The organism is Sporosarcina sp. G11-34 (assembly GCF_026931025.1).
This window is the reverse complement of sequence record NZ_JAHNZW010000009.1, coordinates 117,537-134,758: the sequence shown is the minus strand read 5'-3', so window position 1 is coordinate 134,758 and position 17,222 is coordinate 117,537. Positions and strand designations below refer to the sequence as shown.

18 protein-coding genes and 1 other annotated feature are annotated in these 17,222 nt (G+C 39.9%); of the genes, 9 read left to right on the top strand and 9 right to left on the bottom strand.

The features are described from left to right. Nucleotides 1-106: 106 nt before the first annotated feature. Entirely contained in the window at nucleotides 107-361 is a 255-nt protein-coding gene (locus KSU66_RS14500; RefSeq protein ID WP_443028982.1) for a DeoR family transcriptional regulator, read from the top strand. 56 nt (nucleotides 362-417) lie between these two features. Here KSU66_RS14500 and KSU66_RS14495 read toward each other — a convergent pair whose 3' ends face one another. Beyond that, nucleotides 418-1,137, bottom strand: coding sequence for a pseudouridine synthase (locus KSU66_RS14495; RefSeq protein WP_269052183.1), 720 nt, complete (start codon nucleotides 1,135-1,137; stop codon nucleotides 418-420). Between the two features lie 12 nt (nucleotides 1,138-1,149). After that, complete coding sequence (locus KSU66_RS14490; RefSeq protein ID WP_269052182.1) at nucleotides 1,150-2,763, bottom strand: putative polysaccharide biosynthesis protein; 1,614 nt, start codon at nucleotides 2,761-2,763, stop codon at nucleotides 1,150-1,152. 118 nt (nucleotides 2,764-2,881) lie between these two features. Between KSU66_RS14490 and KSU66_RS14485 the strand changes: the two genes are divergently transcribed. Continuing rightward, nucleotides 2,882-4,147, top strand: coding sequence for an NAD(P)/FAD-dependent oxidoreductase (locus KSU66_RS14485; RefSeq protein WP_269052181.1), 1,266 nt, complete (start codon nucleotides 2,882-2,884; stop codon nucleotides 4,145-4,147). A 156-nt stretch (nucleotides 4,148-4,303) separates the two neighbouring features. Here KSU66_RS14485 and leuS read toward each other — a convergent pair whose 3' ends face one another. The 3 genes from leuS to KSU66_RS14470 form a co-directional block, all read right to left on the bottom strand. Then, entirely contained in the window at nucleotides 4,304-6,721 is a 2,418-nt protein-coding gene (gene leuS / locus KSU66_RS14480; protein ID WP_269052180.1) for a leucine--tRNA ligase, read from the bottom strand. A 142-nt stretch (nucleotides 6,722-6,863) separates the two neighbouring features. After that, nucleotides 6,864-7,084, bottom strand: a binding site (T-box leader). Between the two features lie 39 nt (nucleotides 7,085-7,123). Next, the gene (locus KSU66_RS14475; protein ID WP_269052179.1) at nucleotides 7,124-7,786 is read right to left on the bottom strand and encodes a 3-oxoacid CoA-transferase subunit B; all 663 of its coding nucleotides are present in this window, start codon (nucleotides 7,784-7,786) and stop codon (nucleotides 7,124-7,126) included. Between the two features lie 21 nt (nucleotides 7,787-7,807). Then, on the bottom strand, nucleotides 7,808-8,497 hold the full coding sequence (locus KSU66_RS14470) for a CoA transferase subunit A (protein WP_269052178.1): 690 nt from the start codon (nucleotides 8,495-8,497) through the stop codon (nucleotides 7,808-7,810). Between the two features lie 176 nt (nucleotides 8,498-8,673). Here KSU66_RS14470 and KSU66_RS14465 point away from each other — a divergent pair, with 176 nt between their 5' ends. Next, a complete protein-coding gene (locus tag KSU66_RS14465; protein WP_443028981.1) occupies nucleotides 8,674-9,666 on the top strand; it encodes a TIGR01212 family radical SAM protein in 993 nt (330 codons plus the stop codon). After that, nucleotides 9,663-10,250 (top strand): class I SAM-dependent methyltransferase, encoded by a 588-nt coding sequence (locus KSU66_RS14460; RefSeq protein WP_269052176.1) that lies wholly within the window; start codon nucleotides 9,663-9,665, stop codon nucleotides 10,248-10,250. Before KSU66_RS14465 ends, KSU66_RS14460 begins: the two co-directional genes overlap by 4 nt. Nucleotides 10,251-10,417: 167 nt before the next feature. Here the strand turns inward: KSU66_RS14460 and KSU66_RS14455 are convergent, their stop codons facing one another. From KSU66_RS14455 to KSU66_RS14445, 3 genes are all read right to left on the bottom strand, one after another. Beyond that, nucleotides 10,418-11,140: an SDR family NAD(P)-dependent oxidoreductase gene (locus KSU66_RS14455; protein WP_269052175.1), complete on the bottom strand. Its 723-nt coding sequence runs from the start codon at nucleotides 11,138-11,140 to the stop codon at nucleotides 10,418-10,420. Then, nucleotides 11,141-11,692, bottom strand: a complete 552-nt coding sequence (locus KSU66_RS14450) for a DUF4825 domain-containing protein (protein WP_269052174.1) — start codon at nucleotides 11,690-11,692, stop codon at nucleotides 11,141-11,143. Between the two features lie 260 nt (nucleotides 11,693-11,952). After that, entirely contained in the window at nucleotides 11,953-12,780 is an 828-nt protein-coding gene (locus KSU66_RS14445; RefSeq protein WP_443028980.1) for a LysM peptidoglycan-binding domain-containing protein, read from the bottom strand. A gap of 121 nt (nucleotides 12,781-12,901) precedes the next feature. On the opposite strand from KSU66_RS14445, the gene KSU66_RS14440 reads away from it, so the two are divergent. From KSU66_RS14440 to KSU66_RS14425, 4 genes are all read left to right on the top strand, one after another. Beyond that, complete coding sequence (locus KSU66_RS14440) at nucleotides 12,902-13,417, top strand: GNAT family N-acetyltransferase (RefSeq protein WP_269052172.1); 516 nt, start codon at nucleotides 12,902-12,904, stop codon at nucleotides 13,415-13,417. Nucleotides 13,418-13,433: 16 nt separating this feature from the next. Beyond that, nucleotides 13,434-14,543: an RtcB family protein gene (locus KSU66_RS14435; protein ID WP_269052171.1), complete on the top strand. Its 1,110-nt coding sequence runs from the start codon at nucleotides 13,434-13,436 to the stop codon at nucleotides 14,541-14,543. A gap of 207 nt (nucleotides 14,544-14,750) precedes the next feature. After that, complete coding sequence (locus tag KSU66_RS14430) at nucleotides 14,751-15,335, top strand: hypothetical protein (RefSeq protein ID WP_269052170.1); 585 nt, start codon at nucleotides 14,751-14,753, stop codon at nucleotides 15,333-15,335. A 78-nt stretch (nucleotides 15,336-15,413) separates the two neighbouring features. After that, complete coding sequence (locus KSU66_RS14425; RefSeq protein WP_269052169.1) at nucleotides 15,414-16,076, top strand: GntR family transcriptional regulator; 663 nt, start codon at nucleotides 15,414-15,416, stop codon at nucleotides 16,074-16,076. A gap of 95 nt (nucleotides 16,077-16,171) precedes the next feature. Here KSU66_RS14425 and KSU66_RS14420 read toward each other — a convergent pair whose 3' ends face one another. Then, entirely contained in the window at nucleotides 16,172-16,585 is a 414-nt protein-coding gene (locus tag KSU66_RS14420) for a pyridoxamine 5'-phosphate oxidase family protein (RefSeq protein ID WP_269052168.1), read from the bottom strand. A 105-nt stretch (nucleotides 16,586-16,690) separates the two neighbouring features. On the opposite strand from KSU66_RS14420, the gene KSU66_RS14415 reads away from it, so the two are divergent. Then, the gene (locus KSU66_RS14415; RefSeq protein WP_269052167.1) at nucleotides 16,691-17,152 is read left to right on the top strand and encodes a hypothetical protein; all 462 of its coding nucleotides are present in this window, start codon (nucleotides 16,691-16,693) and stop codon (nucleotides 17,150-17,152) included. Nucleotides 17,153-17,222: the final 70 nt, after the last annotated feature.

Sequence of the window (17,222 nt, the reverse complement as noted above, 5' to 3'; positions counted from 1 at the left end):
ATAATTATATTATCAGAATACTTTCACTGATGACGCAACTTACTACGGGAAGGATGTGCGACTCAGGATCAATTTCAACGTACCCACAGCACCATTCAGAAATCTCATGACCAACATTTTCTTGGAATATGATGACAAAGGAGTGATTGCACAAGTGAATTCTACTACTGAACGCATGTTAACCCGCGTAAAGGGCGTCTACATGTTCATTTTGGATCAGGGCACAGTATCGACTCAAGATATAGTTGAAGAATTTGATGTCACGTCCCGGACCGCACAGAGGGATTTAAACGTCCTTGAGTATAATGACCTTGTTACAAGTCCCGTCCGGGGTAAGTGGACAACAACATCAAAAAAATAATTACGTAACTGCTATTTCAAGAGGGCTGAATCCCTAGATGCGATTCAGCCCTTTTCTTATGTTGTTGAGGTACGAAAGAGCATCTCAACTTCTTCATTTGTTAATTCGCGGTATGTGCCTAGTGGCAATGCTTCGTCCAGCGAAAGGGGCCCCATCGACAAGCGCTTTAAATAAACAACCTTCTTGTCAACGGCTTCAAACATTCGCTTTACTTGATGAAATTTCCCCTCGGTAATCGTTAATTCAATTTCCGAAGTTTCACCAGATTTTAAAATATGAAGTTCCCCTGCTTTTGTCTTATAGCCATCGTCGAGAACGACCCCGTTTTGAAAGTCTTCTGCATCTTGGTTCGTAACTTCTCCCGAAATATGTGCATAATAGGTTTTCGGCACGTTTTTCTTCGGAGAAAGCAAGTTATGAGCTAGCTTTCCGTCATTTGTTAAGAGTAAAAAGCCTTCAGTATCTTTATCTAGTCGCCCTACTGGGAATGGATTGAAATGAGTAAAGTCTTCACTCAGTAAATCAACTACCGTCTTGTCTCGCGAATCTTCTGTCGCTGAAAGAACTCCCTGTGGCTTGTTCATCATGAGGTAAATAAATTCACGATATACGACAGGCTCACCTAAAAGTGTAACACTATCCTTATCGGTATTAATAATCGCACCGGACTTCTTTTCTGTTTCATCGTTTACCCGAACTGCGCCATTTTTTAAATACTGACGCACCTCTTTTCGCGATCCATATCCCATATTCGATAATAATTTATCTAAACGCATTCATACTTCCTCCTAAAAACCTAGCTTCTTCGTAAATCTCGTCAATCGTTCACCAAACAGTTTTTGAGCTAGACCCGTCTTGAGTGAAAGATAAGCGTAAATAGCTCCACCAACAAATGCACAGATTAAAATATATAATAGCGCATGCATTTTCCCATCCACTGCACTAAAGGCCGTTAAACCTTTCAGAAGGTAATAAACGACAACAAACATAATGAAATTTAAAATACTAATTAATATAAGTCTTCTAAACACCACTTTTGATTTGTACTCAAGTACACGAGTAACAACTGCGATATTCAGACCAACAGCCACCGAATAGCCAATAGCAGTTGCAAGTATCGCCCCGTTTGTTTCAAATAATTTAATGAGTGGAATATTGATTGCTAACTTAATGAGTAGGCCTGTTAACGAGTTGAATATAATCCACTTGTGTCGGTCTATTCCCTGCAATATTGCAGCACTTACCGTGAACAAACCAAAGAGTATTGCGACCGGTGCATAGTTTGCAAGAATTTCTGCACCCATGGCATCTTTTTCATAAAGAAGTTCGTAAAACTCATTCGATAATACAATAAGACCTATGACAAGCGGAATCGTTAAATACATCATAATTTGATAAGTTTGATCTAGGGAACGCGTAATCCCTTGTCGATCATTTTTTGTAAAATACGTTGTCAATACAGGAATTAACGCCATTGAAAACCCTGTCGCTACCATCACAGGTATCATAACAAACTTATGCGTAAGTAGATTCAGCATTGCTAAATATGTATCAGAAACATCTGCTAATCCAATCGAAAACATTGCTCCGTTAAATGTAACCATATCAACGAATTGATAAAGTGGATTGATAACACCAACCAAAATAAATGGCAACAGATAACCAAATAGCTCTTTATACATCTTCAGAAATGAAGGTGTTTCATCTGGTGACACACTATTTTCCAACAAATAATCAAACTCTGGCTTATATTTTCTCCAATACCTGTAAAGAACCACAAGTCCCGCCATTGCGCCAATAAACGCTGCGAATACTGCAAAGTTTATCGCTTTTTCCGGGGATTCTCCCATGAAGTTAACGACGATGTACGCCCCGACAAGGACCGCAATTATACGAACAATTTGTTCAATTAATTGAGATACCGCGGTTGGCTCCATTTTTTGATATCCTTGAAGAAAACCTCGTACAATACTCATTAATGGAACGACAAGTAAAGCAAAGCTGACCCATTTTATTACAGTCGTAATTTGACTAACCGTATAGATTTGTTCTTCTGAACTAATAACCATATGCGCAATCGGTTCGGCTAAGAAAAATAGTGCAAGAAATGAAAGTACGCCTGATGCTGCCATTACATACATGCCCGACTTCATTAACTTCCTACCCGTGGCATAATCGCCGAGCGCATTATATCTCGCAACAAATCTAGACACTGCGAGCGGTGCGCCTGAAATCGCTATAGCAAGCGCTATGTTGTACGGTATGTAGGCGTATTGATACAACCCCATACTCTCTTTCCCAACAATTGCATAGAGTGGTATCAAATATAAAAGACCAAGTGCCTTTGAAAGAAAGAGCCCTATCGTTAATATTGCAGTGCCTTGAACAAGTTTAGACGACATATTTAATCCTTCCAATCTCCGTAATTCTATTTAATAGTTTACCCTCGAACACCGTTTTTCACAACGATTAACCGCTAGTTGTGTATAATGAAAGAAAAACGGAAGAGTGGTTTCATATATGTATGATGTTGTTGTAATTGGTGCTGGGCCATCTGGATTGATGGCCTCTATTGCCGCCGCTGAAAATGGAAGAAAAGTTCTTGTCCTTGAAAAAGGGAAAAGGCCCGGCAATAAACTTGCCATCTCAGGGGGCGGACGATGTAACGTAACGAATCGATTGTCACAGGAAGAAATCATAAAAAACATTCCCGGAAACGGTCGCTTTCTTTACGGCCCGTTTTCTGTGTTCAATAATGAGGATATCATTAATTTCTTTGAAGGCCTTGGCGTAGCACTCAAAGAAGAAGATCACGGGCGTATGTTTCCCGTAACCGACAAGGCAAAGGATGTTGTCGACGCTTTGCTTACTGAAATGGACCGCTTGAACGTGGTCATGAAACTCGAGACGCGAGTAGAAAGATTATTAATGGATGATGAAAAAATTCTTGGTGTTCGATTAACTTCGGGCGAAGAGATTCACGCGCACTCCGTTATCTTAGCTGTTGGTGGAAAAGCCGTTCCTCAAACAGGTTCTACAGGTGATGGCTATCCATGGGCTGAACGTGCAGGCCATACAATCACTACACTTTATCCCACTGAAGTACCTTTGTTATCAGACGAACAGTTTATCCTTTCAAAGGAGTTACAAGGGTTTGCGCTACGCGATGTGGCCGTTTCCGTTTTGAACGCCAAAGGTAAACCATTAATCACTCACCAAATGGACATGCTCTTTACCCACTTTGGACTTAGTGGTCCTGCTATTTTACGCTGTAGCCAGTTTGTCGTCAAAGAACGGATGAAAAATGGCAATGCACCTGTCGATATGAAAATCGACTCGCTCCCCTCTATGAACGAGGAAGAAGTGTTTCAATTGCTTAATAAAACAGTACGGGACGACCCGAAAAAACAAGTCAATAATTCATTAAAGGGCGTTGTGCCTGAGCGCTGGCTACACTTTTTATTTGACCGTGCTGGGATTTCACAATCTGAATTAGGCGCTACAATGTTGGCAGAAAAATTACGTGCGCTTGCCAAATTGTTGAAAGCATTCACGATGACTGTTAACGGAACGCAGCCAATGGAACGTGCTTTCGTTACGGGGGGTGGCGTTTCTGTTAAAGAGATTGTGCCGAAAACGATGGCCTCACGTAAAAAAGATGGTCTCTATTTCTGTGGAGAAATTTTAGACATCCACGGCTATACTGGCGGTTACAACATTACCTCCGCCTTGGTAACCGGAAGAATTGCCGGCATGAATGCAGCGGAATTTGCGACTCACGTTTAAACCTGATTCGCTTGCACTCGACTGGATTTTGCTTGCACCCACTTGTCCATTCCTTGCACCCAGAACATGTTCGCTTGCAAGCGAGGACCTTTGACTCATCATTTCAAACAAAAAAACCGCGGGAGAGCCCTTAGCTCTTCCGCGGTTTTCCTCTTCTTAACCAGGTGCTACGATGTTCACGAGCCTTCCTGGAATTCCGATGACTTTCTTCACTTGTTTACCTGCTAAAAATGCTTTCACTTCATCATCTTCTAGCGCAATTTTTTCAAGTTCTGCTTTTGTGCTATCTTTATCAACGACTATTCTAGCACGAACTTTTCCGTTAATTTGAACAGCGATTTCAACTGTCTCATCAACAAGTTTCGATTCTTCATACGTAGGCCAAGCTTCATATGTGATTGTTTCGTTATGACCTAGCAACTCCCACAGTTCTTCCGCAATATGTGGCACAACTGGTGAAAGCATCTTCAGGAATCCTTCAGCATATTCCGTTGGGACAGACTCTGCTTTATAACTTTCGTTAATGAATACCATAAGCTGAGAAATGGCAGTATTATTACGCATTCCCTCGTAGTCTTCCGTCACTTTCTTAACAGTTTGGTGGTAAACCTTTTCAAGTTCTCCGCCAGATTCTCCGTTAATTTTCGAACTTAGTTTTCCTTCTTCATCAACAAATAATCTCCAAATACGATCTAGGAAACGACGTGCTCCGTCAAGGCCATTTGTCGTCCACGCCTTCGATGATTCCAACGGCCCCATGAACATTTCATAAAGACGAAGTGAATCAGCTCCGTGTGAAAATACAATATCATCCGGGTTAACAACGTTACCAATTGATTTCGACATTTTTTCATTGCCTTCCCCAAGTATCATACCTTGGTTGAACAATTTCTGGAACGGTTCTTTCGTGTGAACTACACCGATATCATATAGCACTTTGTGCCAAAAACGTGCGTACAGTAAGTGAAGTACCGCGTGTTCTGCACCGCCGACGTATGTATCTACCGGTAACCAGCGTTTTGCTAATTCAGGGTCAATCACCATTTCATCGTTATGTGGATCTATATAGCGAAGGTAATACCAGCAGCTTCCAGCCCACTGCGGCATCGTATTTGTTTCACGACGACCTTTCATTCCTGTTTCAGGATCAGTTACATTGATCCACTCTTCGATATTTGCTAAAGGTGATTCACCTGTTCCACTCGGTTTAATATTGTCAGTCACTGGCAATTCAAGTGGTAAATCAGCTTCATCTACAGTAGTCATCGTGCCATCTTCCCAGTGAATAATCGGAATCGGCTCTCCCCAATAACGCTGTCTTGAAAATAACCAATCGCGAAGACGGTACGTTACTTTCTTTTCACCTGTTCCTTTTTCTACAAACCAAGCAATTGCTTTTTCAATCGCTTCATCTTGCCCAAGGCCATCTAGGAAACCTGAGTTAATATGAGTACCATTACCGACATAAGCTTCTTTAGAAATATCTCCGCCCGAAACAACTTCAACAATCGGAAGCTCGAACTTCGTCGCAAACTCATAGTCACGCTCATCATGCGCAGGTACAGCCATAATCGCGCCAGTTCCGTATGACACTAAAACGTAATCAGCAATCCAAATCGGCATTTTCTCGCCACTTGCAGGGTTAATGGCGTAACAACCTGTGAATACACCCGTTTTCTCGTCTGCAAGATCAGTTCTTTCTAAATCACTTTTCAGTTTTACTTCATCTAAATACGCAGCAACCGCTTCTTTTTGCTCAGGTGTCGTAATCTTAGCAACTAACTTATGTTCAGGAGCAAGCACTGCATACGTTGCGCCGAAAATCGTGTCTGGACGTGTCGTAAACGCTTCAAAAGAATAATCTGTACCTTCTACTTCAAAAGTGAGCTGCGCCCCCTCAGAACGTCCAATCCAGTTGCGTTGCATATCCTTCAAACTCTCAGGCCAATCAAGGTCTTCTAAATCCTCAAGTAGACGATCTGCATAATTCGTTATACGCAACACCCATTGACGCATCGGACGGCGTTCAACTGGATGTCCACCCCGTTCAGATAAACCGTCGATGATTTCTTCGTTCGCAAGTACAGTTCCGAGCGCCGGACACCAATTGACATCAACTTCATCAATATACGCAAGCCCTTTATTATAAAGCTGAATGAAAATCCATTGTGTCCATTTATAATAAGATGGATCTGTCGTATTTATTTCACGATCCCAGTCATAGGAAAATCCGAGATCCTGCATTTGTCTTTTAAATGTTGCGATGTTTTTAGCCGTAAATTCAGCGGGGTCATTACCCGTGTCGATTGCGTACTGCTCCGCTGGTAAACCGAATGCATCCCACCCCATTGGATGGAGCACATTATACCCTTGTTTCCTTTTGAATGAACTAATAATGTCCGTCGCGATGTAACCAAGCGGATGCCCAACATGTAGTCCTGAACCTGATGGGTATGGGAACATATCCAGTGCATAAAACTTTGGTTGTGACGGATTATCAATCATTTTATACGTTTTATTTTCTTTCCAATAGTTTTGCCATTTCTTCTCAATTTGTCCATGATTATAACCCAACAAAAACTCCTCCTTCAAAATAAAGAAAACTCGGTGATTGCCGAGCCTCTAGGTGACAGCAGAGCCGTAGTTGCGCTTATAAGGTCATCCTTAAATTTACAATTTGGGACGTTATAAAGAAAAAATCCCGTCCCTTAATAATCTAAGGGACGAGATTTGTCTACAAACTCCCGCGGTGCCACCCAAATTGACGGTAAACCGTCCAACTTGTAACCTTAACGCGGAAAACGGTATAAGCTACTAAATTTCACTCATACAGGCTCTGAGGTGAGTTCATCTCAATACGTCACAATCGGCTTGCACCACCCGCCGACTCTCTAAATGTGACGCCTATAGATTACTACTCCTCATCACTGCCATTACTATTTATTCTAGCTTACCCGAATATACGACATTTCACAACTACAACTTAACGTTTTCAACAACATCCTTCGTAATTAAATCGACATCTGTCGAATCAATCACATCTTGCACAGTGAATCCTTCAAACACTTCTTTTAGTATCATTCCCTCAGGAGTGATTTCAATCGATGCACGTTCCGTAATAATCTTGTGCACGACCCCTTTCCCTGTTAACGGCAGTTCACATTCTCTCTTAATTTTAGCAGATCCATCTCTTGCAACATGATCCATAATTACGATGATTTTTTTAGCACCGTGAACAAGGTCCATCGCGCCGCCCATACCTTTTATCATCTTCCCCGGAATCATCCAGTTCGCAAGGTCACCCTTTTCGGATACTTCCATTGCGCCAAGAATTGCAACGTCAACATGTCCCCCGCGAATCATCGCAAATGATTCAGCACTAGTAAAGAATGCTGAACCAGGAATGGATGTGACTGTTTCTTTCCCCGCATTTATTAAATCAGGGTCCACTTCATCTTCTGTCGGGAATGGCCCAATTCCTAGAAGCCCATTTTCCGACTGAAGTACCACCGTTTTATCATCAGAAATATAATTCGCGACAAGCGTCGGCATACCAATTCCGAGGTTGACATAGTTCCCATCTTCAATTTCTTTTTCCGCGCGCTTTGCGATTCGTTCCCTAAAATTAACTTGTCCCATTGTAAGCAGTCCCCTTTCCATTCACTTTCGAGTCGTTAGACGCTCAATTCGTTTTTCTTGCTTCGCTTGTAAAAGCCCTTGAACGTAAATACTTGGTGTATGAATCGTTTGTGGATCTAGATCGCCGGTTTCGACAATCTCCTCAACTTCTGCAATGGTAATAGCCCCCGCCGCAGCCATCATCGGGTTAAAGTTTTGTGCTGTTTTATTATAAATTAGGTTTCCGAACTTATCAGCCTTTGCCGCGCGAATTAATGAAAATTCCGCTCGAAGTGCTTCTTCAAGAACATATTCTTTCCCGTCAAACACACGGATTTCTTTCCCATCTGCAACTGTCGTTCCAACACCCGCGGGCGTATAAAATGCTGGTATTCCAGCTCCACCTGCACGAATTTTTTCAGCAAGCGTCCCTTGTGGTGTTAAGTCGACTTCGATTTCGCCCGAAAGGACTTGCCGCTCAAACTCTTTGTTTTCACCAACATAAGAACCTATCATTTTTTTAATTTGTTTTTCTTTTAATAGAAGTCCAAGTCCCCACTCATCGACTCCACAATTATTAGATATTACGGTTAGGTCTTTCACACCTTTTTCAACTAACGCCAATATAAGCTGTTCCGGAATCCCAACGAGCCCGAATCCTCCAACCATTATTGTCGCGCCATCCTGAATTTCTGCAATCGCTTCCTTTGCAGATGTATATATTGGTTTCATTAGTAATGCCCCCCTCGAATCTTTTTTCTTACTATTCTCTACTCAATTAAAACAAAGTTCTCTCAATCTTGCAATGAAAGGAACACATCTGAATATTTTACTCAAAACTCTGAACAACTTTCAATTCAGTTCAGGAGTCTTAAAACACCAATCTAATGGTATACCCATCATTAAACATGATACAATGTCCCTTTAGAGGAGTGAATAAATTGGACAAGTTAAATCTGCCATTTCCAACTGAAGGAAAACGATATTATACATGGTCACGTTATTTAAAAGATGAATTTGGTTTCAAGGTTTTCAAAGTCGCATTAGATGCAGGTTTTGACTGCCCGAATCGTGACGGTACTGTCGCATTTGGTGGTTGTACATTTTGTAGTGTTGCAGGATCTGGAGATTTCGCGGGAGACCGAGTAGACCCCATTGATGTACAGTTTGCGGAAATTCGTGAGCGGATGCATAAGAAATGGAAAGACGGTAAACCAATGGCCTATTTCCAAGCTTACACAAATACACATGCACCACTTGCTAAATTAAAAGAGAAATTTGAAGCTGCCCTTGCGCAAGATGATGTTATCGGCATTTCGATTGCCACACGACCCGACTGTTTACCAGATGATGTCGTTGAATATTTAGCAGAATTAAATGAGCGTACATATTTATGGGTTGAACTTGGCCTACAAACCGTACACGAAAAAACAGCCAATCTAATAAATCGAGCACATGACTATCCAACTTATGTTGAAGGCGTCAATAAACTTCGAAAACATGGGATTCGCGTTTGTAGCCATATTATTAATGGACTTCCAATGGAAGATCATGACATGATGATGGAAACCGCACGCGAAGTTGCGAAACTTGATGTGCAAGGGATTAAAATCCATTTACTTCACTTATTAAAAGGGACGCCAATGGTAAAGCAATACGAAAAAGGCGTGCTAGAATTTCTTGAAAAAGACGAGTACATTAGCCTAGTTGCAGATCAACTCGAAATACTTCCACCCGATATGATTGTTCACCGAATTACAGGCGATGGTCCAATTGAACTCATGATTGGCCCTATGTGGAGTGTCACAAAGTGGGAAGTATTAAACGGGATTGATAAAGAACTAGAACGACGCAACAGCTGGCAAGGAAAATACTTTAAAGGAGCAGCAAGTTTAACATGAAAATTTTGAGAGTCCTCCCTTTCGCAAGACAAGTACTTGCGGAAACAATAAAACCCGGTGAACTTGTAGTCGATGCGACTGCAGGTAATGGTGTCGATACACTTTTCTTAGCAGAACATGTCGGTGAAAAAGGTCATGTTTATGCTTTTGACATTCAAAAGGCTGCGCTCGAATCGACGGCAGAACGTCTTGGCGAATTAACAAGCCGCGTGTCACTGATTTTGGACAGCCATGATAACGTTCAAAAATATGTAAACAAACCAATCAGCGGCGCAATTTTCAATCTTGGCTATTTACCACATGGTATTGATTCATCAATCGTCACCAAACCAGAAACAACCATTAAAGCCGTACATACACTACTAGGTATGTTGAGAAAAAGTGGCACCATCGCAATTTCAGTGTACACTGGACATGATGGTGGAAAAACTGAAGGAGACGCACTTCTTGACTATGTAAAAACCCTTCATCAAGCAGATGTTAACGTCGCTAAATATGAAGTTCTAAATCAACAAAATAACCCTCCATTTCTTATTGCACTTGAAAAGATGAGAGCATTCGAAGAGCCAAGGCTAACGAAATAGGTAGACTTTATGTAAAAACTCAATGGTGTCCCAGTCTTGATTTTATTTTAAAAAATAAATTCAAATAAATATACGAAAACAAACAGCCAATTCCAGTTGAATTGGCTGTCTGTTTTTTATTTTAATATTAAATAAACGATTTCTATCATTCTATTGCCCATACGTTTTTAATAATCTCTAATATCAACAATTGGTCCTACCGCTTTGAAGTCTTCATTTTCCATAAATGCAATGAGTTTCTGTGCCGTTTCTTCTGCACTACTTAGTAGACCTTTTTCTTTATAGTCAATAAACCGGTCTAGAAGTGGGAATGCATCTGCACCACTTGCACGAATCGTTTCTTGCATACCTGTGTCTATAATACCGGGTGCGATTGCAACGATTTCAATTGGATACTTTGCAGTTGCTTGTTCGAGTGCGACCACACGGCTAAAATGGTCTAGCCCTGCTTTCGTTGTGCAATAAGTTCCCCAACCTTCATATGCGTTACGTCCTGCTCCTGAGGAAATGTTAACGATTCGCTTCTTGTTCTCGAAGTTCTCGAGTCTTGAAATAAACGCATTGGTAATTAGCATTGGTGCGGTTAAATTAACTGCAATTGCTTTTGCAATTACTTCCGCTTGAACAGAACCTATCAATCCAATTGGATCGACGATTCCTGCGTTATTAATAAGTGTAAACGAAGTGGCAATTTCAATATGCTCATCAATTATTGATGTAATTAGATTTTCAAGACAATCCGTATCAGAAAGGTCCGCACTAACAAAACCAGCCCTATCTTCCGGCATAGTCCTTGCAATCCCAATCACTTTCTTTCCTTTTGCTTCCAACTGTTGCGAAATTTCAAACCCAATCCCTTTCGAAGCACCTGTCACAATAACGATATCCAATTATGATTCTCCTTCTGTATAAACCATTATCCAATCATCAATACTTGCTTGTTTAAGTTTGTCTTGAACCTTCTCCTTAAACATTTCAGGATCCTTAAAGTCTACAAGAGTTGTCCCGAACCACTTTTCAACATTCTCTCGCGTTACAGTATATGACTTGTCTTCAAAACGCATCTCGACTGTTTGTAGATTTCCGATAAGTGTAAAGGCTGCAGTTGTGTTATAGATTACGCCTTGCTCTGCTTTAATCCCAAGATCAGCAGTCGTTGTATTATAATTTACAATAAGTGAGAATGACTCGGAATCCATTTCCAAAGTCCCTCTATCTTGATTTAAAGGCAACGCCTGAAAGAGCCCCCCTATATTCGAACTATCGCCCATATAAGGATCTTCAAATGAAGTCACATCTTGGAACTGGTGCGTTTCTGGATCTTGTTGTGTTATAGCCTCCCCAATTTTCACTTTATTTGGAACCTCGAAAAATTGGATCCAAATAAATAATGGAACGCCTATTAATACAACGATGGTTATCATAAGTCTTCTTTTATTCAACTACTTCACACTTTCTTTTTGAGGTTTGTTTCAATTATTACAATTGTATCAGTTAGAATACAAAAAAGAAATATTATTTAACACATTACGCTTAATTCTCACTGAATATCAACGCTTCGACTGAAGATTGCTTGATTACTAGTAAATTATAAGTGTAATTCAAAAAGCCGCTTATATTACAAATAAGCCTAACACATTACATTTCAAAAAAAGAGTTTGCTAACCATTGAATGGCTAGCAAACTCTCTTAACTCTTACTATTAATCTAGAATCGTTATTTTCACGTTTTTACGTCCCCATTTATAGGCAGCGTTTTTCGTTGGAATGAATACATCGATTTTATTTCCTTTAATTGCCCCGCCGATATCACCTGCGACTGCATATCCGTAACCTTCAACATGTACTTTCGTTCCTAGTTTGATGACACTTGGATCTACTGCAATAACTTTCATACCAGGATTTTTCTTTAAGTTAATACCTGTTTTCGTTATTCCAGAACATCCAGTACAACTAGCAGTATATGCTGTGGCACTTACCGTAAATGATTTCTTCCCCTCAGGTTCGTTTGATCGTGACGGTGTTTTTTGTGTTGCTTTTGGTTTAGCCTTCGCAGCTGCTTTCGGTGCTGACTTAGCAGCGGCTTTTGGTGCAACTGTTGATTTCTGAGCTGCGCTTGCACTACCCTTAACGCTCAACGCTTGATTTGGATAAATAATCGTTGAAGTTAAGTTGTTCCATGATTTTAGATTTGAGACGGATACCTTGTACATCTTGGCTATTTTAGAGAGCGAATCTCCTCTTTTAACCTTGTAAACTGTAGCAGATGCACTAGACTTAGTTGTCTTACTAGCACTAGATTTAACCGTCTTACTTCCAACAACCAATTTTTGATTTGGATAAATTACAGTTGACTTCAAGTTATTCCAGTTCATTAAGTTTGAAACGGAAACCCCGTGTATCCCTGATATCTTATATAATGAATCACCTTTTTTTACTGAGTGCTCTGAGGCTGCTGAACTTTCTGCTGCTCCACCAATTAAAACCGCTGATGCAACTAGAAGTGCTGTGAATACTTTTTTCAAATACATTACTCCTCACGTTTTTTAGACTATAATGAGCATAACAGGTTCATGTTACAGGGAGATTACAAAAATCTTCACTTTATGTTACAGAACATCGTCGTTATATTACAGACACGGGGTGAACAGCTTGGATTCGATAGTAATTAGGCAATCTACTATAAGAGACGTGCAAGGAATTTCGGACGTACTAGTAGCGAGCCAGTGGTTTACGTATGGAAAATTGTTCTCAGAAGACTATATTCAAGAACTAATAGAGCAATATTACAACTTGCAACGCATTGAACTGGAAATCGTCTCAATTGATAAGAAATGGCACGGATATTTGGTAGCTGAAATCGGAAACACTATTGTCGGTGTTATTGGTGGCGGCATGATAACGGTAGATAGCGGCGAAGTATACGTGTTTTATTTAGATCCTGACATGCGCGGGGCCGGTATTGGCACAAGACTTCTCAACTTCTTCACGAAAATACAAAAGCACAAATACGGCGCTAAAGAACAATGGGTTGCCGTGGCCAAAGGAAATAATTACGCAATACCGTTTTATGAAGCTCGCGGCTTTATTTTCCAATCTGAAGTGCTATCTTACGGGTCCACCGTAAAAGATAATGACATATCACTTATGTATAAACGTAAAATATAATGAAAGAGGGATATTATTGATTAAAATTAAAGGTAAGTATAATGAAGCAGTTGTTTTCTCAGATGAAATAGAAGAAACAGCAAAACAACAAGTGTATGAGCTGTGTAATCTGGAGTTTTTAAATGACTCAAAAATTCGAATGATGCCCGACCTTCACGCTGGAAAGGGCTGCACCATCGGGACAACTATGACCATTACAGACAAAATTGTCCCTAACTTTGTAGGAGTAGATTTGGGTTGTGGCATGATTTGCGTTAAATTAGATGTAGATAAAGAGCAAATTAATTTCAATAACCTCGATCAAATCATTCGAAGAAATGTCCCTAGCGGTATGAACGTACGTAAGAAAGCGCATATAAACGCAGCCAGTATTCCTTTTGATAAGTTTATTGCACCTATTAATGAAAACAGAGCCCGGGTAAGTATTGGTACGCTAGGCGGCGGAAATCACTTCATAGAACTTAATGAAGGAGAAGATGGGAGTATTTATCTTGTCATTCACTCTGGAAGCCGTAATCCAGGAAAATTAGTATCTGACCATTACCAAAAAGTTGCGGTCGATTCACTTTTCAAAAAGAAAGAGAAGCCAGCAATGACCAAAGATATGGCCTATGTCGAAGGTGAAAACATGCAAAATTATTTGCATGATGTGAATATTGCTCAACAATATGCAGCGCTGAACAGAAAAACAATGGCGGAAGTAATTATTGAATCTATGGGCTGGAAGACGATTTCTGAATTCGATACAATTCATAATTACGTGGACCTCGACAATATGATCCTTCGTAAAGGCGCTATTTCAGCACAAGCTGGTGAAATCGTAATAATCCCTATGAACATGCGAGACGGCTCCCTGATTTGCCGCGGAAAAGGTAATCCTGATTGGAACTACTCAGGTCCACACGGTGCAGGTAGAACTATGAGTCGCTCACAAGCTAAGCGAGAAGTAACTGTGGCTGAATTTGAAGATACGATGAAAGATGTATGGAGCACATCCGTAACAAAAGCTACCGTTGACGAGTCCCCTTTCGCTTACAAAAAGATGGAGGACATTATTCGCAATATCGGCGAGACTGTCGATGTACTCGAGATTATCAAACCAATTTATAATTTTAAAGCTAATTAAGATATGACGACCATTTCTAGCTATGTTAGGTAGCGACTTAATCGTTTTTGGAAGGCTCTCCTCATTAAGAGTTGGCACTTCCCTTTCAATAGAATAGTTCAGGAGGTGAAGGTGATTTTTAAATCCATCATACTGTACACCAACAAACTAAAAAAAGTTCAGCACTTTTATTTGAATGATCTAGAATTTCCGCTTCTCGAATCTACAATGAATAGTTTCACAATCCAAGGCGGTGAGTCTACCCTTACATTTATTCATAGCGACGAGCCTGCTGCTTATCATTTTGCGTTTAACATATATGGTAATCAGATGGAGTCTGCAAAAAACTGGTTGGATGGTCGAGTATTTTTAAACCTTGAAGATGGAAGAGACGAACATTATTATAAGAGCTTTGATGCAGATGCCATTTATTTCGAGGATCCTGCGGGAAATGTCGTTGAATTCATAGGGCGGAGATATCGGAAAGTTATCGGTGATTTTAGTACTTCTTCTATCTTAGATATTAGCGAAATTAGCATTACTACCCCGTTTGTAATGAATACTGCTAAAAAGATAGCAAAGCTTGGGATACAAAGTCGTAATGATAATCCCATTAAGTCAGAATCACTTAACTTTTTAGGAGCAGAGGATTGGTATATTATTCTCGTACCACCCAACAGAAGATGGTACTTTTCCCGAAATATGAGCATAACATGTCCACTCGAAATAGAGTTGTTTAATCATAATCGAATCATAGTCGATTTCGACGGCAATATAACTATTTCTGAAGATCATTCCTCACTAACAAATTAATAGTGAAATGCAATATATCATCAGTACCCGTTTTCCTGTATACTATAGTTAATGTCTTATAATGGATGGTGATGAAAAATGCCAGTACCTAATGACCATGCGAAGCCAATTCGTAAAACTGCTAAAGAAAGCGCGTTCATCCAAATTCAACAATGGATTATTGACGGAACGTTGCTTCCTGGTGAAAAACTGAACGACATAGAACTTGCAAAAGCCCTGGGTGTAAGTAGAACACCTATCCGCGAATCTTTGCAACTACTTGAAGTTCAAGGATTTGTAGAAATGTTCCCTGGGAAAGCGACGCAAGTAACGGCTGTAGAAAAGGAATCGATTACTGAACTTCTACCTCCGCTGGCGGCACTACAGGCATTGTCTGCAGAACTTGCAATCCCGCTTCTCAGTGACGAGACGATTTCACTACTAGAAAGTACGAATAAACGCTTTAGTGAAGCGGTGCACGCACAAGATTATTTTTCTGCGATAAAAATAGATGAAGAATTTCATCAGATCATTGTCGATACAGCAAATAATCCCTATATTATTTCAATGATTGCTTCGCTACAAGCTCATGTGAGTAGATTATTCTTCCACAACTCGATTGTCTTGACCCAACAGTCTATCAAAGAACACGACCAGATCATTGACTTAATGAAAGAAGGAAACACAGCAACAGTTTCCTCTGTAATGAGGGATAATTGGTTGCGTGCAATCGACGAATTCAACAATTTACAATCCGAATAACAATTGAATCAGAAGACAAATTAAACACCTTACAATAATTATTGTAAGGTGTTTAATTTTAAAATATACTAGACCCTAACGCTTTGACCCCATGCTCACGATGTAATTTCTATTGGATCCTCCCCTTTTTTATTCATCAACCGAATTGAATCGGGTGAAACTTTCAATATGACAAGATTGGGATCCTCAGGACCACTGAACCACGGCTCCAAATGCTTATTCCATACTTTCTCTTTTACACTTTCATCGTCGGAAATAGCGACAGTACCTTCTATTTCAAGATATTCGTCACCCATACCTTTTCCTTCGTATCCGATTAAGATATGTGTGTGCGGATTTACTTCAAGCTCGTCCACTTTCTCAGTATGTTTTGATGTTGCGGTATAAAGTGTAAACTCGTCACTGAAAAACGTCATATACCTTGTGTGAGGCTTGTTTTGCTGAATCGTTGCCATTGTTCCAACAGCGCTCTCTTTCAGGATTTTCAGTGCTATCTTTTTTTCATTCATCAGTATCTACTCCTTTTTTTTACCCTGCTATAGCTTTCCTATATTATGAAGGTATCTAAACATCATGTACTTAAATGGAATTAAATATGCACTAGGAGTGATAGAATGCATTTAACAAAGAAAGGGTTACAAATAGCCGTTTTATATGGACTGATTTCAGGTTTATTCTTAGCTTTATTTTTAAAAGTTGTAGAGTACTTCACTCATTACAAAGTTTACACGCTCTTATTAAACGTCGATTATATACCTTACGTCAAGACGTTTGTCTTTCCTGAACTCATTGAAGTCGGCTTCCATCAAATTGTCTCGATTGCTTTAGCAGTTTGTTTGTACATACTAATTGTTTATCGAAAAATTTCCTCTCATAAGAAAATAATTTTCCTAAGTACCTTCGTCTGTTTTATAATAGGCATCGCATTATTTCCTACAACTACATTTTCTGACAGAACACCTGAATTTACTAGTATTCCTTCATTTTCATATTGGATGATAGGTCACATAATTTACGGCTACATATTGGGATTATTATTTGCACTTAATTTAACAAAAAATAACACAACGCCCTAACTTAATCTCTATCTTTTTAGCAAAAGACACCCTTCACAATATTTCATGAAGGGTGTCTTTCTTATTTCTT

What these genes read in the sequence shown, in the direction of transcription:
- KSU66_RS14500 (WP_443028982.1), top strand. Translation starts at nt 107, where the DNA reads ATGACCAACATTTTCTTGGAATATGATGACAAAGGAGTGATTGCACAA.
- KSU66_RS14495 (WP_269052183.1), bottom strand. Translation starts at nt 1,137, where the DNA reads ATGCGTTTAGATAAATTATTATCGAATATGGGATATGGATCGCGAAAA.
- KSU66_RS14490 (WP_269052182.1), bottom strand. Translation starts at nt 2,763, where the DNA reads ATGTCGTCTAAACTTGTTCAAGGCACTGCAATATTAACGATAGGGCTC.
- KSU66_RS14485 (WP_269052181.1), top strand. Translation starts at nt 2,882, where the DNA reads ATGTATGATGTTGTTGTAATTGGTGCTGGGCCATCTGGATTGATGGCC.
- KSU66_RS14475 (WP_269052179.1), bottom strand. Translation starts at nt 7,786, where the DNA reads ATGGGACAAGTTAATTTTAGGGAACGAATCGCAAAGCGCGCGGAAAAA.
- KSU66_RS14470 (WP_269052178.1), bottom strand. Translation starts at nt 8,497, where the DNA reads ATGAAACCAATATATACATCTGCAAAGGAAGCGATTGCAGAAATTCAG.
- KSU66_RS14465 (WP_443028981.1), top strand. Translation starts at nt 8,674, where the DNA reads ATGATACAATGTCCCTTTAGAGGAGTGAATAAATTGGACAAGTTAAAT.
- KSU66_RS14460 (WP_269052176.1), top strand. Translation starts at nt 9,663, where the DNA reads ATGAAAATTTTGAGAGTCCTCCCTTTCGCAAGACAAGTACTTGCGGAA.
- KSU66_RS14445 (WP_443028980.1), bottom strand. Translation starts at nt 12,780, where the DNA reads ATGTATTTGAAAAAAGTATTCACAGCACTTCTAGTTGCATCAGCGGTT.
- KSU66_RS14430 (WP_269052170.1), top strand. Translation starts at nt 14,751, where the DNA reads ATGAATAGTTTCACAATCCAAGGCGGTGAGTCTACCCTTACATTTATT.
- KSU66_RS14425 (WP_269052169.1), top strand. Translation starts at nt 15,414, where the DNA reads ATGCCAGTACCTAATGACCATGCGAAGCCAATTCGTAAAACTGCTAAA.
- KSU66_RS14420 (WP_269052168.1), bottom strand. Translation starts at nt 16,585, where the DNA reads ATGAATGAAAAAAAGATAGCACTGAAAATCCTGAAAGAGAGCGCTGTT.
- KSU66_RS14415 (WP_269052167.1), top strand. Translation starts at nt 16,691, where the DNA reads ATGCATTTAACAAAGAAAGGGTTACAAATAGCCGTTTTATATGGACTG.